Origin of the sequence: Streptomyces sp. MP131-18, assembly GCF_001984575.1 — a bacterium.
Taxonomy (GTDB): domain Bacteria; phylum Actinomycetota; class Actinomycetes; order Streptomycetales; family Streptomycetaceae; genus Streptomyces; species Streptomyces johnsoniae.
Window position 1 is genome coordinate 3465923 of sequence record NZ_LZNS01000001.1, and the last position, 12509, is coordinate 3478431.

A 12509-nucleotide genomic window follows, 5' to 3' on the forward strand; every position below is an offset into this window, starting at 1 on the left:
ATCACGGGCGGCTCCGCGCCGCTGCGTAAGCTGGCGGCCGTGATATCGCTGCCGCCCGGGCTGCTGCTCGCCGCCGTCGCGGCGGCGGGGGCCGCTCTCAGTGCCGTGCACAGTCCCTGGTGGGTGCTGCCCGCCGCCACCGCCGCGTTCCTGTGCGGGGGCCGCCCCGGGAGCGCCCGCGTCGCCGCGCCGGTGCTCGCGGTGCTGCTCGCCGCCGGCTGCGCCGCCGCCCTCCTCTCCCCCGCCTGGCTGGCCAGGGGCAGCACCTTCGTCGCCTACCTCGCACTCGGCACCCTGCTGCCCTGGTGGGCGGGCCGGTTCTGGCGCCACTACCGCGAGCTGCTGCGGGGCGGCTGGGAGCGGGCCGCCCGGCTCGAACGCGAGCAGCGCCTGATCGCCGAGCAGGCGAGGCTGCGCGAGCGGACCCGCATCGCCCAGGACATGCACGACGCGCTCGGCCACGATCTGAGCCTGATCGCCCTGTCCGCCGGGGCCCTGAAGCTCGCTCCCGGCCTCGGCGCGGAGCACCGCGCGGTCGCCGGGGACATCAGGGCCAGGGCGGGGGACGCCGCGGAGCGCCTCGGCGAGGTCGTCGGTCTCCTCCGCGAGGGCCCAGAGGGCGCAGAGGCCACCGAGGGCGGCGGACCGGCGCCCGAGCACGTTCCCGGCCTGGTGCACGCCGCGCGGGCGGCCGGTCTGACGGTGACGCTGGACGTCGAGGGTGCGGCAGAGGACCTGCCGCCGCGCGTCGTGCGGGCCGCGTTCCGCGTGGTGCAGGAAGGCATCACCAACGTCACGAAGCACGCAACGGGGGCCGCCGCCGCGGTCCGCCTCGTACACGACGCCGACCGCGGCGAGACCCGCGTCGAGGTGCGCAACGGCCCGGCGCCCGCGGGCCGCGGCACGGCCGCCGCGGGCGGCCACGGCCTCATCGGCCTGGCCGAACGGGTCCGGCTGGCCGGTGGCAGCCTGGCCCACGGGCCGGCGGCGGACGGCGGGTTCGCCGTGACGGCGCGCCTGCCGCACCGCGCCCCCGCGGCGCCGCCGCCCGCGCCCACCGCGGTCGCGCGCGAGCACCGCGAGGCGCGGCGCCGCACGGGGCGTTCGCTGCTGGCCGTGGCCACGCTGCCGCTCGGCGGTTTCGTGCTGCTCAGCGCGGTGCTGATGGCGTGGAGCACGGTCGCCGCCTCGCGGGCGGTGCTCGACGCCGCCGTGTTCGACGGCCTGCACCTCGGGCAGAGCCGGGCCGAGGTCGCCGCCGTCCTGCCGGACCACCAGACCCCGCACCGCGTGCCGGACGGGCCCGCCCCGCCCGGCGGGCGGGGGACGGCGTGCGAGTACTACGCGATCACGGCGAACCCCCTGGCCGACCGGGCCGGCGACGCCTATCGCCTCTGCTGGCGGGACGGGCGGCTGGTCTCCAGGACGGCCCTTGTCCACTGAGCCCCGGGAGGCGCCCGTGATCCGGGTCCTGATCGCCGACGACGAGCCGATGATCCGCGCCGGGGTGCGCGCCGTGCTGGCCACCGACCCCGGTATCGGCGTCGTCGCCGAGGCGGGCGACGGGCGCGGCGCGGTCGACCTGGCGCAGCGCCACCGGCCCGAGGTGGCCGTCCTCGACATCCGCATGCCCGGCACGGACGGCATCGCCGCGGCGGCCGAGATCCGCCGCACCCTGCCGGGGACGGGTGTGGTGATGCTGACGACGTTCGGCGAGGACGACTACATCCTGCGGGCCCTGCGCGGCGGCGCCCAGGGCTTCCTCATCAAGTCGGGCGAGCCGGAGGAGCTGATCGCGGGCGTGCGGGCGGTGGCGGAGGGCGCCGCCCACCTCTCGCCGAAGGTCGCGGCCCGCGTCATCACCCACCTCGCCGCGGCCCGCCCCGCGCCGGGGCCCGCGGCCGGGCGGGTCGCGGCGCTGACGCCGCGGGAACGCGAGGTGCTGGCGCTGCTGGGCGCCGGAGTGTCCAACCGGGGGATCGCGCGCCGCCTCGGCCTGGTCGAGGGCACGGTCAAGGGGCACGTCAGCTCGATCCTGTCCCGGCTCGGCGTGCCGAACCGGGCCGCTGCCGCGGTGGTCGCCCACGAAGCGGAAATCGTGCCGCCACGAGGGACGTGACCGCGGGGAGCGCCACGAGCATCGCGGCGGCGGTCACGGCGGCGCCGAGCGCGGCACCGGCCAGCACGTCGTGCGGGTAGTGCACGCCGATCACCACGCGCAGCGCCGCCGTCGCGGCGCCCGCCGTCACCACGGCCGCCGCGGCCCTGGGCCACAGCCACACCAGACCGGTGGCGAGGGCGACGGCGAGCGTGGCGTGATTGCTGGGGAACGACCAGTCGCCCGGCGGCGGGCAGGCCGCCAGCGCGTCGGCCCCGGGCACCGCCCGGCAGGGCCGTTCCTGGTCCACGACCAGCTTCAGCGACTCGCTCAGCCCGTACGCGGCCACCGTGGCCGCGCCCGTGAGGAGCACCCCGGCGACCAGGCGCGGGTCGGTGCGGCGCAGGCCGCGGCGGCCGGTCCACAGCAGCAGCAGGCCCAGCACCACCAGGCCCGCCTCGGTGGCGGCCTCGCCGAGGAACGCCGCCCAGTGCGGCACGTCCGCCACGCCGTCCGTCACGGTGCGGTAGAGGTCGGCGGACACCCCGCCGGTCACGGTCTCGGGTCCGGGCGAGCCGAGCCCGCCGGGCGAGAGCCACCTCAGGATCAGGGCGCACGCGGCGGTGACGGCGGCGGCCAGGGCCAGCCGCGCGGCGCGGCCACCGGTATTCAGTCGTGGATGCGGTTGATGCGGTTGATGCGGTTGTGGGCACATGGCCACGGGACCGTAGGCGGCGGCCGGGGGCCGCGGCCCTGGCGAAGGGCAGGGTCCGCCCCCGACCTTCGTCGGGCTTGACGCGGCGCGCGGTTCCGGCGTGGCGTCGGCGGGGAACGCGGCAGCAGCCGCCAATCTGGCTATATCGGATAAAAACCCTGCACGAGAGGTCCCGCATGGCCACGCAGACGCCCGCCCGGAGCCACCCCGCGCCCCCGGCCCCCCGGCCCGCCCCCGCCCCGTACACCGGCTTCGACCGCATGCCGATCGCCGGCGCGTGGCGGGCCGGGCGCGCGGACTCGGCACAGGTCGACGTCGACCCCTACACCGGTGACACGCTGACCGAGATCCCGCTCGCCGACGCGTCCGACGTGGACGACGCCTACCGGGCGGCGGCCGAGGCGCAGCGCGCCTGGGGCGCCGCGCCCGCCGCGGAGCGGGCCGCGGTCCTCGGCCGGGCCTCCGTGCTCATGGCCGAACGGGCGGACGAGATCGGCGACTGGCTGGTGCGGGAGGCGGGGTGCATCCGTCCGCGGGTCGCGATGGAGCTGGACATCTGCCTCGCGATCACGCGGCTGGCGGCCTCCCGCACGTTCCTGGAGATGCGGACGGTGCCCTCGGACACCCCGGGCAAGGAAAACCGGGTGTACCGCCGCCCGGCCGGGGTGATCGGGGTGATCGGCCCGTGGAACTTCCCGCTGTTCCTCGCCAACCGCTCCGTCGCCCCCGCGCTGGCCGCGGGCAACGCGGTGGTGCTCAAGCCGGCCGGGGACACCCCGGTGACCGGCGGGCTGCTGCTGGCGAAGATCTACGAGGAGGCCGGGCTGCCGCCCGGCGTGCTCGGCGTCGTCATCGGCCGGGGCAGCGAGATCGGCGACGCGATGGTGCGGCACGAGGTGCCGCGGGTCATCTCGTTCACCGGCTCGACACCGGTCGGCCGCGGCATCGCCCGGCAGGCCGGGCTGAAGAAGCTCGCGCTCGAACTCGGCGGCAACGGGCCGCTGGTCGTCCTCGACGACGCCGATCTGGACGCGGCGGTCTCGGCCGCCGTGTACGGCAGCTACTTCCACCAGGGCCAGATCTGCATGGCGACCAACCGCGTAATCGTCGACGCCTCGATCCACGATGCGTTCGTGCAGCGCTGCGTGGCGCGGGCCGAGGCGCTGGTCACCGGCGACCCGCGGGACGACCGCACGGAGATCGGGCCGATCATCAACGACCGCCAGCTCGCCTCCGTCCGCGAGAAGGTGCAGCGCGCCGTTCAGCAGGGCGGGCGGCTGCTGGTCTCGGGCGAGCCCTCGGGGCCCACCGGACGGGTGCTGCCGCCCCACCTCCTCGTCGGCGGGCAGCACCTCGCCACCGCGTCGGAGGAGGTCTTCGGCCCGGTCGCGACGATCATCGAGGCCCGCGACGAGGACGACGCCCTGGCCCTGGCGAACCAGACCGAGTACGGCCTGTCCAGCGGCGTCTTCACGCGCGACGTGGAGCGCGGCCTGCGGTTCGCGCGGCACGTCGAGGCGGGCATGACGCACGTGAACGACACCACGGTGCACGACGACGTGAACGCGGCGTTCGGCGGCGAGAAGGACTCCGGGCTCGGGCGGTTCGGCGGCGGCTGGGTGTTCGACGAGTTCACCAGCGAGCACTGGATCAGCATTCAGCGCACCCCGCGGGAGCTGCCCGTCCGGTGACCTGCCCGCGGGCCTGCGATCGCGCGGGGCGCGCCGCGAACCTGCGCGCGTGCCACGTGCGGGGCCGGCCGATACCGCGCATCCGCGCTGGACCTGCCCGCACCTTCTTTACCGTGGCGCTCACCCCTGGTTCCGTGCATAGCGTGACGACTCAAGGCGCTTCGCACGCTCCCCACCCGACCATCGAGCCGACCGCGGAGATCGATACCACGCTGAGAAGTCAGGCGCGCACCTGGAACCACTGGCTTGGCGGCATGCACAGCTTCGCCGTGGACCGTGAAGCGGGGAACAAATTTGCGGTGACCTACCCCGGGCTGCTGGAAAGGGTGCGCACCACCCGGCACTTCCTGGGCCGCACCGTGCGTTACCTCGCGCGCGACGTGGGCATCAGGCAGTTCCTGGACGTGGGCTCCGGCCTGCCCACGGCGGGCAACACGCACGAGATCGCGCAGCAGGTGGCCCCCGGATCACGCGTCGTCTACGCCGACAACGACCCGCAGACGGTGCTGTACGCCCGCCAGCTCCTCGGCTCCATTCCCGCGGGAGCCGTCTCCTACCACGAGGCCAGCCTGCACGAGCCCGAGGCGGTCCTCGCCGCCGCGAAGGAGACGCTCGACCTGTCGCGGCCGGTCGCGCTCGTGCTGAGCGGCATCCTCGGCCACGTGCCCGACGACGACGAGGCACGCGCCATCGTGCGGGAACTGCTGGCCGCCCTGCCGAGCGGCAGTTACCTGATGTCCCACGACATCTGCGATACGGAGGCGGACTGGCGTGACATCCAGAGCCGGCACAACAGGATCGCCCCGCTCGCCTACCACCTGCGCTCGCCGGCGCAGATCGCCGGCTTCTTCGAGGGGCTTGAGCTCGTCGAGCCGGGGGTGGTCGCGCTGACCTCCTGGCGCCCGGACCCCGGCGGCCGGTACTCGCCCGAGTGGGCGGCGCTGGTGGCGGACCTGGTGGGCGGCGTCGGCCGCAAGAGCTGAGCCCGCCCGGCCCACGGGGGCGGCGTCCGGGGCGTCACCAGTTCTCCGCGTCCCGCACGTTCTGGATGAACGCGTTGGCGGACGCCCCCTCGTCCACCAGATCGGGGACCAGGTCGACCGAGCTGAGCAGCGAGGCGCCCGCCCCCTCCGTCTCCCGCCACTCCTCGGCGATGGCCTGCTGGGTGTCGGCGGGCCGGGTCTCCAGCCACCGCCGGTTCTCGGGACTGAGCTGCCGCAGGAAATGGGCGAGCAGATCGGTAACCATGCCGTCGTCTCCCGGACGTGGGGTGGCGGCCGGCGGCCGCCCGTGACAGCACCAGTCTGCGAGAGGAACGGGCGGGGCGCACGACGCGGCCCCGTTCCGGAACGTGATCGTTCCGGAACGGGGCCGGGTGGCCGGCGGGCGCCGGTCAGTACGCGCTGTCGACGTTGTCCATGGAGCCGTAGCGCTCGGCGGCGTAGTTGCAGGCCGCGGCGATGTTGGCGACCGGGTCGTAGATGTTCTTGCTGGTGCCCTCGACGTGGTACTGCTCGAAGGTCGGGTCGATGACCTGGAGCAGACCCTTGGACGGGATGTTCTCCTGGGCGTTGGTGTCCCACAGGTTGATCGTCTGCGGGTCACCGCTGGACTCGCGCATCAGGTTGCGGTGGATGCCCTCGTAGGAGCCGGGGATGTCCTTCTCGTCCAGGACCTCGAGCGCCTCGTCGATCCAGCGGTCGATGTCCTCGTCCGAGGCGGGCTGGGGCTCGGGCTGCTCGTGGCGGGGGATGGTGACCAGCGTGCCGTCCTCGCGGTACTCCGCGCCGCGGCCGCGGTCCGCGACCTCAGTGGCGCCGTCGTCGCCGTCGCCGCCGCGGTCGTCACGGCTCGCGCCGTCGTCGGCACGCTCGGTGTGCTCGGCGCTCTCGGCGTTCTCGGTGTTCTCAGCGTTCTCGTCGTTTCCGTCGTTCTCGTCGTTCTCGGCGCCGGGGGCCTTCCCGATGACCCCGTCGGAGTCGTTCGGGGCGAAGGCTGCCGGGGCCGCGGTCCGCTCGGCGGCCTCGGTGACACCGTGGGCCGCCGCGTCGTCGGCGGCCGCGGTGGGCGCGAAGGGCAGGGTGAGGGCCGCGGCGCCGGCGGTCACGATGCCGGCCAGCGCGACGGTGCGGGTCACGGTGGTGCGGGTGTCGTTGGTGCTGGCGGTCATGAAGACGTACCTCGTTCCTTGGGCGAACGGGAGGGAGATGGGTGCCGCGGATGGCGACGTGGCCCAGCATGGGAACTGCCGTGGCGCCCCTGCAAAGACCCCTTCTGCGATCCCGCTTCGTAGGCCACGAACGGCGCCGCACCGCCGTCCGGAGGGGCGGCCCGCGGCCTGCCCGGGGGCGGGGCGCGGCCCGCTCCTATTCCCCTTCGGATGTGACGGGCGTCTCGTGCCGGGCATCACGTGAGGGCCCCCGCCCGTTCACCCCCGGGATCGGCGCCCGGTACGCAGCGTCACGCGGCGCCCGCCCCGCGCCAGGCGGTCGGAACGGTGTTGTATGGGCTCATGCCCGACCTCCCGGAGTTCTCCCTCACCCGCGCCCAGCAGGAGGCGTTGCGCAGGTGGTCGCGGGAACGGCCGGACCGGGACGTCCGCGCGCGGATCATCCTGGACGCGGCAGCCGGCGTCTCGGTCTCCGACAGTGCCCGCACGCTGGGCGTCTCCCGCCCCACCGTGTCGTCCTGGCGCAGCCGTTACGCCGCGCAGGGCCTCGGTGGCCTGGAGCACCGGCCGCGCAGCGGCCGGCCGCCGCGCATCGACGAGGCGGACGTGATCGCCTCGACCCTGGCGGGGCCGCCCCCGCCGCGCCGGGCGTGGTCGGCCCGCGCGCTCGCCGACCACCTCGGCATATCCCACACGGCGCTGGGCGCGGTGTGGCGCCGCTGGGGCGTGGCCGGCGGCGATGCCGCCGCCGTCACGCTGCCCACCGCCCCGCCGCTGCCGCTGCGCCGTCCGCGGCTGCTCGGCCTGTGGCGCGCGGCGGACGCCGCCGTGATCCTGCTGGCCGAGCCCCCCGAGCCCGCGGCCGGCGCGCTGCCTGCCGTGCCCGCGCCCGCCGAGGAGCGGCGGGCACTGAACGGCGCGCTGAACGCCGCGCTGGGCACGGCGCTGACGGCCGAGGGGCCGCGGGCCGAGGCCCTGCCCGCGCTCGCGGAGCTGCTGGCCGAGGTGGGCGCGGCGCACCGGGCGCCGGGCGTGCACGCCGTGGCGTTCGGCGGCGCCGGGGCGCCGGCGGAAGACGAGGGCGGGCCGGCCGCCGCGGGCGTCGCCTGGCACACCGCGCCCGAGTTCATGAGCTGGCCCGCCACCCTGGGCGTCGTCTGCCAGCTCCAGCTGCGCCACCGCCCGGCCGCCGCGGCGGCCACGCACGGTTCGCTGCTCGACGCGCTGCGCGCCGGTCAGGCGGCGCCGCTGGTCTGGCGGTGCCCCGCGGAGGGCGCGGCGCCCGAGCCGCCGGCGCGAACGCCCCGCGCGTTCGACCAGCTGGCGCTCGGCTCGTTCAACGAGAAGCTGGTCATCGAGAGCATCAGGGAGGCGGGCTCGCTCAGCCGCGTGGAGATCGCGCAGCGCACCGGGCTCACCCCGCAGGCGGTCTCCCGCATCACGCGCAACCTGCTCACCTCGGCCTTCCTGGTCGAGGACTCCGTGCTTCCCGGCGGCAAGGGCAAGCCGCGGGTGCCGTTGCGGCTGCGCGCGGACGCGGCCTGCGCCATCGGCATCCACCTCGACCCGGAGATGATCACGCAGGTCGTCGTCGACCTGTGCGGCGGCGTGCTCGACCAGCGGGTGCTGCCGCTGCACGAAGGGGCGGACCCCGCCTCGGTGATCGACAGCATGACGCGCATGGCGCGGGAGGCCGTCGCCGCCTCGCGGGCCGTGTCCGACACCCTGCTCGGCGTCGGCATCGCGGTGCCGGGTCCGCTGGACGCGGGCGCCGGGGTGCTGTACGACCCGCCGCTGTTCAGCGGCTGGCACGACGTTCCGCTGCGGGCCCCGCTCGCCGAACGGCTCGGCGTGCCGGTCACCGTCGAGAAGGACGCGACCGCGGCGGCCATCGGCGAACGCTGGATCGGCGCCGCCGCCCGCACCGGCGACTTCGTCTACCTGTACCTGGGCGCGGGCGCCGGGGCCGGGGCGTTCCTCAACGGCGACGTGTACCGCGGCAGGACGGGCAACGCCGGGGAGTTCGGCGAACTGTGCGCGTTTGCGCTCGGGCACGTCACGCCCGAGGGCGGGCCAGGCCGGGTGCCGGAGTGCGCGCCCATGTCATCGGCGCTGGACAAGGCCGCCGCGGCCGGGCTGACGTGGCCGCAGGCACCGGGCGCGTACGAGTCGCTGTGCGCCGCGGCGGCGGCGGGGGACGCGCGGGCCGTACGGGCGTTCCGTGAAGTCGCGCGGGTTGTCGCCCGGGGCGCGACCGGCGTGACCGACCTGCTGGACACGACCCTGCTGATCGTCGGCGGCCCGGCCGTTCCGGCACCGGTCGCCGGTCTCTTCCTGTCCGAGATCTCCGCAGCGGTCAACCGGTACCCGCTGGCCAGCAGGCTGCGGCGGGTCCACGTCGAACACTCGCTGCTGAACGAGTCGGCGGCGGCGGTCGGCGCGGCCTCCGGCGTGTTCCACGCCTCCTTCGCGCCCCGCCTGCGCACCCACGCCCGCGCCGGGGCGCGGGCCACCTGACGACTCATCCGGCAGGAAAAACCTTTTACACTCTGCCCGTCCCCGGTCCTGGTCAACCGCGATCCATACCGGGCTGCGCCGATTTCTGAGGCATGCACGGCGTTGACTTCATCCATCCATTGGATTTTCATAATAGGTCGGTTCGCACGTTGCCGCGGGCCGCACCCGCCACCCCACGGAGTACCGATGCACCGCGACCCCGCCCAGACCGAACGACGCCTGCACCGCGTCCTGACCCAGCGCCTGTGGCCCGCCGTCCACCGGCCGGGCATCCCCCTCGACGTCGCCGGCTGGGCCGCACCGGGCGAGCCGGTGCCGGTCGCCGACGGCATCGCCGCGCCGTACCGGCCCATGCGCGTCGGCGAGCCCTGGGGCCCCGCCTGGGCCACGCACTGGTTCCGCATCTCCGGCACGGTGCCGCGCGAGTGGGCGGGGCGGCGCGTCGAGGCCGTCGTCGACCTCGGCTTCGACGGCACCAAGGCCGGTTTCTCCGCGGAGGGCCTGGTCCACCTCCCGGACGGCACGCCCCTGAAGGCGCTGAACCCGCGCAACGCGTGGCTGACCGTGGCCGAGAAGGCGGCGGGCGGCGAGGAGTTCACGTTCCACGTCGAGGCCGCCGCCAACCCGCTGATCCTCGACAGCGGCCCCGGCGGCGTGCCGTTCCTGCCGACCGGCCTCGGCGCACGCGCCGCCTGGCTGGAGGGCGCGGCGGACGAGGCGGGCGCGCCGCTCTACCGGCTGGCCCGGGCCGAACTGACCGTGTTCCAGCGGGACGTGTGGGAGCTGTGCCAGGATCTCGACGTGCTGTCCGGCCTGGTGGCCGAGCTGCCCGCGGAGTCCACCCGCCGTTGGCAGGTTCTGCACGCCGTGGAACGCGCCCTGGACGCGGTCGACCTCCAGGACATCCCCGGCACCGCCCCCGCCGCGCGCGACGCGCTGGCCGCGGTCCTCGCCGCGCCCGCCCCGGCCGACGCGCACCGCATATCGGCGGTCGGCCACGCGCATATCGACACCGCCTGGCTGTGGCCGCTGCGCGAAACGGTCCGCAAGGCCGCGCGCACCGTCGCCAACGTGACCGCGCTGATGGACGACCACCCGGCGTTCCGCTTCGTGATGTCGCAGGCCCAGCAGCTGGCCTGGCTGAAGGAGCAGCGGCCCGAGGTGTACCGGCGGGCGCAGGAGAAGGCGACGGCCGGGCAGTTCCTGCCGGCCGGCAGCCTGTGGGTGGAGCCCGACACCAACCTGACCGGCGGTGAGTCCCTGGCCCGCCAGTTCGTCCACGGCAAGCGGTTCTACCTGGAGGAGTTCGGCGTCGAGACCGAGGAGATGTGGCTGCCGGACACGTTCGGCTACAACGCCGCCCTGCCGCAGCTGATGAAGCTGGCGGGCGTGCGCTGGTTCATGACGCAGAAGATCTCGTGGAACAGGACGAACACCTTCCCGCACCACACCTTCTGGTGGGAGGGCATCGACGGCACCCGCGTTTTCAGCCACTTCCCGCCCGTCGACACCTACAACGCCGAGCTGTCGGGGCAGGAGATCGCCCACAGCGAGCGGAACTTCAAGGAGAAGGGCCCGGCGGGCCGCTCGCTGGTGCCGTTCGGCTGGGGCGACGGCGGTGGCGGCCCGACCCGCGAGATGCTGGGGCGCGCGGAACGGCTCGCCGACCTGGCCGGTTCGCCGCGGGTGACCGTCGAAGGACCGGCGGACTTCTTCGAGGCCGCGCACCGCGAGTACGGCGCGCAGGCGCCGGTGTGGTCGGGCGAGCTGTACCTGGAGCTGCACCGCGGCACACTGACGACGCAGCTCGCCACCAAGCAGGGCAACCGCCGCGCCGAACACCTGCTGCGCGAGGCCGAGTTGTGGTCGGCAACGGCCGCCCTGCGCGTCGGCGCGCCCTACCCGTACGAGGATCTGGACCGGCTGTGGAAGACGGTGCTGACGCACCAGTTCCACGACATCCTGCCCGGCTCGTCCATCGCCTGGGTGCACCGCGAGGCGGAGGCCACGTACGCCGAGGTCGCCGCCGAGCTGAACGGCCTGGTCGAACGGGCGCTGCGGGCCGTGGCCGGCCCGGCGGACGGGGACGGGGACGGCGGCGGTTCGGTCGCCTTCAACGCCGCGCCGCACGCCCGCGGCGGCGTGCCCGCGCTGGGCGGCGCGGTCGCGGACCCGGCCGCGGACCCGGCCGCGGCGGAAGGGCCGGTGGCGGCCGAACGGGGTACGGACGGCGAGCTGTTGCTGGACAACGGGCTGCTGCGCGTGACGGTCGACGAGCGCGGTCTGGTCACCTCGCTGAAGGACCTGACCACGGGCCGGGAGGCGCTGCCGCCCGGGTCGCCCGCCAACCTGCTCCAGCTGCACCAGGACTTCCCCAACCAGTGGGACGCCTGGGACATCGACGACTTCTACCGCAACACGGTCCGCGACCTGACGGAGGCCGACGAGGTCGCGCCCGCGGCCGACGGCATCCGCGTCGTCCGCACCTTCGGCGACTCCCGCGTCGAGCAGCTGCTGACGCTGCGGCGCGGCACGCGGCGGCTGGACGTGGACACGGTGATCGACTGGCAGGAGCGGGAGAAGCTGCTGAAGGCGGCGTTCCCCCTCGATCTGCGGGCGGAACACTCGCGCGGGGAGATCCCGTTCGGCCACCAGGTGCGCCCGACCCACGCCAACACCAGCTGGGACGCGGCGAAGTTCGAGTTCTGCGCGCACCGCTGGCTGCACGTCGAGGAGCCCGGGTTCGGCGTGGCGCTCGTCAACGACTCCAGCTACGGCCACGAGGTGACCCGCGACGTCCGGGCGGACGGCGGCACCACCACGACGCTGCGCCTCTCGCTGCTGCGCGCGCCCAGGTTCCCCGACCCGGACGCCGACCGGGGCCGCCACCGCCTGGCGTACGCGCTGGTGGTGGGCGCCTCGCTCGCGGACGCCGTCCGCGAGGGCTACCGGTTCAACCTGCCGGAACGCCGCGTGCCCGGCGCGTCGGCCGTCCCGCCGGTGGCCGTCACCGACCACGAGGCGGTCGTGATCGAGGCGGTCAAGCTCGCCGACGACCGGTCGGGCGACCTGGTGGTCCGCCTGTACGAGGCGCTGGGCGGCCGGGCCACGGCCACGCTGCGGGTGGACGTCCCCGGGGCGGTGGCCGTCCCCGTCGACCTGCTGGAGCGCCCACTCCCCGGCACCGCACCGCTGCCGGGCCCGGAAGTCCCCCTGGCCCTGCGCCCGTTCGAGATCCTGACCCTGCGCATCACAACGGCCTGACCGGCCCCGAACGCCGCCCACCGCCCGGGGTGGTGGGCGGTGGGCGGCGGGGGG

The 12509-nt window shown here is 75.3% G+C and carries 9 protein-coding genes; 6 read left to right on the plus strand and 3 right to left on the minus strand.

Features of this window, described 5'->3' with window-relative positions; all coding sequences use genetic code 11:
* The first annotated feature begins 39 nt into the window (after nucleotides 1–39).
* Nucleotides 40–1443, plus strand: coding sequence for a histidine kinase (locus tag STBA_RS15490; protein WP_253194744.1), 1404 nt, complete (start codon nucleotides 40–42; stop codon nucleotides 1441–1443).
* On the plus strand, nucleotides 1433–2119 hold the full coding sequence (locus tag STBA_RS15495; RefSeq protein WP_290443854.1) for a response regulator transcription factor: 687 nt from the start codon (nucleotides 1433–1435) through the stop codon (nucleotides 2117–2119). Before STBA_RS15490 ends, STBA_RS15495 begins: the two co-directional genes overlap by 11 nt.
* On the opposite strand, the gene STBA_RS15500 is transcribed toward STBA_RS15495, so the two are convergent.
* Nucleotides 2025–2813 (minus strand): phosphatase PAP2 family protein, encoded by a 789-nt coding sequence (locus STBA_RS15500; protein WP_079251940.1) that lies wholly within the window; start codon nucleotides 2811–2813, stop codon nucleotides 2025–2027. The two genes, STBA_RS15495 and STBA_RS15500, sit on opposite strands and share 95 nt — an antisense overlap.
* Before the next feature lie 176 nt (nucleotides 2814–2989).
* On the opposite strand from STBA_RS15500, the gene STBA_RS15505 reads away from it, so the two are divergent.
* Together STBA_RS15505 and STBA_RS15510 are read left to right on the plus strand one after the other, a co-directional pair.
* Nucleotides 2990–4504 carry an aldehyde dehydrogenase family protein gene (locus STBA_RS15505; protein WP_079251941.1) on the plus strand — a complete coding sequence of 505 codons (1515 nt, stop codon included), beginning with the start codon at nucleotides 2990–2992 and terminating at the stop codon, nucleotides 4502–4504.
* A 143-nt stretch (nucleotides 4505–4647) separates the two neighbouring features.
* Nucleotides 4648–5487: an SAM-dependent methyltransferase gene (locus tag STBA_RS15510; protein ID WP_253194746.1), complete on the plus strand. Its 840-nt coding sequence runs from the start codon at nucleotides 4648–4650 to the stop codon at nucleotides 5485–5487.
* Between the two features lie 34 nt (nucleotides 5488–5521).
* Here STBA_RS15510 and STBA_RS15515 read toward each other — a convergent pair whose 3' ends face one another.
* Entirely contained in the window at nucleotides 5522–5752 is a 231-nt protein-coding gene (locus STBA_RS15515) for a hypothetical protein (RefSeq protein WP_077059819.1), read from the minus strand.
* A 145-nt stretch (nucleotides 5753–5897) separates the two neighbouring features.
* Nucleotides 5898–6674, minus strand: a complete 777-nt coding sequence (locus STBA_RS39285; RefSeq protein ID WP_077059820.1) for a transglycosylase SLT domain-containing protein — start codon at nucleotides 6672–6674, stop codon at nucleotides 5898–5900.
* 342 nt (nucleotides 6675–7016) lie between these two features.
* Between STBA_RS39285 and STBA_RS15525 the strand changes: the two genes are divergently transcribed.
* The gene (locus tag STBA_RS15525) at nucleotides 7017–9191 is read left to right on the plus strand and encodes an ROK family protein (protein ID WP_077059821.1); all 2175 of its coding nucleotides are present in this window, start codon (nucleotides 7017–7019) and stop codon (nucleotides 9189–9191) included.
* A gap of 186 nt (nucleotides 9192–9377) precedes the next feature.
* Nucleotides 9378–12455: a glycoside hydrolase family 38 C-terminal domain-containing protein gene (locus STBA_RS15530; RefSeq protein WP_077059822.1), complete on the plus strand. Its 3078-nt coding sequence runs from the start codon at nucleotides 9378–9380 to the stop codon at nucleotides 12453–12455.
* The last annotated feature ends 54 nt before the right edge of the window (nucleotides 12456–12509 follow it).

What these genes read in the sequence shown, in the direction of transcription:
- STBA_RS39285 (WP_077059820.1), bottom strand. Translation starts at nt 6,674, where the DNA reads ATGACCGCCAGCACCAACGACACCCGCACCACCGTGACCCGCACCGTC.
- STBA_RS15515 (WP_077059819.1), bottom strand. Translation starts at nt 5,752, where the DNA reads ATGGTTACCGATCTGCTCGCCCATTTCCTGCGGCAGCTCAGTCCCGAG.
- STBA_RS15505 (WP_079251941.1), top strand. Translation starts at nt 2,990, where the DNA reads ATGGCCACGCAGACGCCCGCCCGGAGCCACCCCGCGCCCCCGGCCCCC.
- STBA_RS15530 (WP_077059822.1), top strand. Translation starts at nt 9,378, where the DNA reads ATGCACCGCGACCCCGCCCAGACCGAACGACGCCTGCACCGCGTCCTG.
- STBA_RS15500 (WP_079251940.1), bottom strand. Translation starts at nt 2,813, where the DNA reads ATGTGCCCACAACCGCATCAACCGCATCAACCGCATCCACGACTGAAT.
- STBA_RS15525 (WP_077059821.1), top strand. Translation starts at nt 7,017, where the DNA reads ATGCCCGACCTCCCGGAGTTCTCCCTCACCCGCGCCCAGCAGGAGGCG.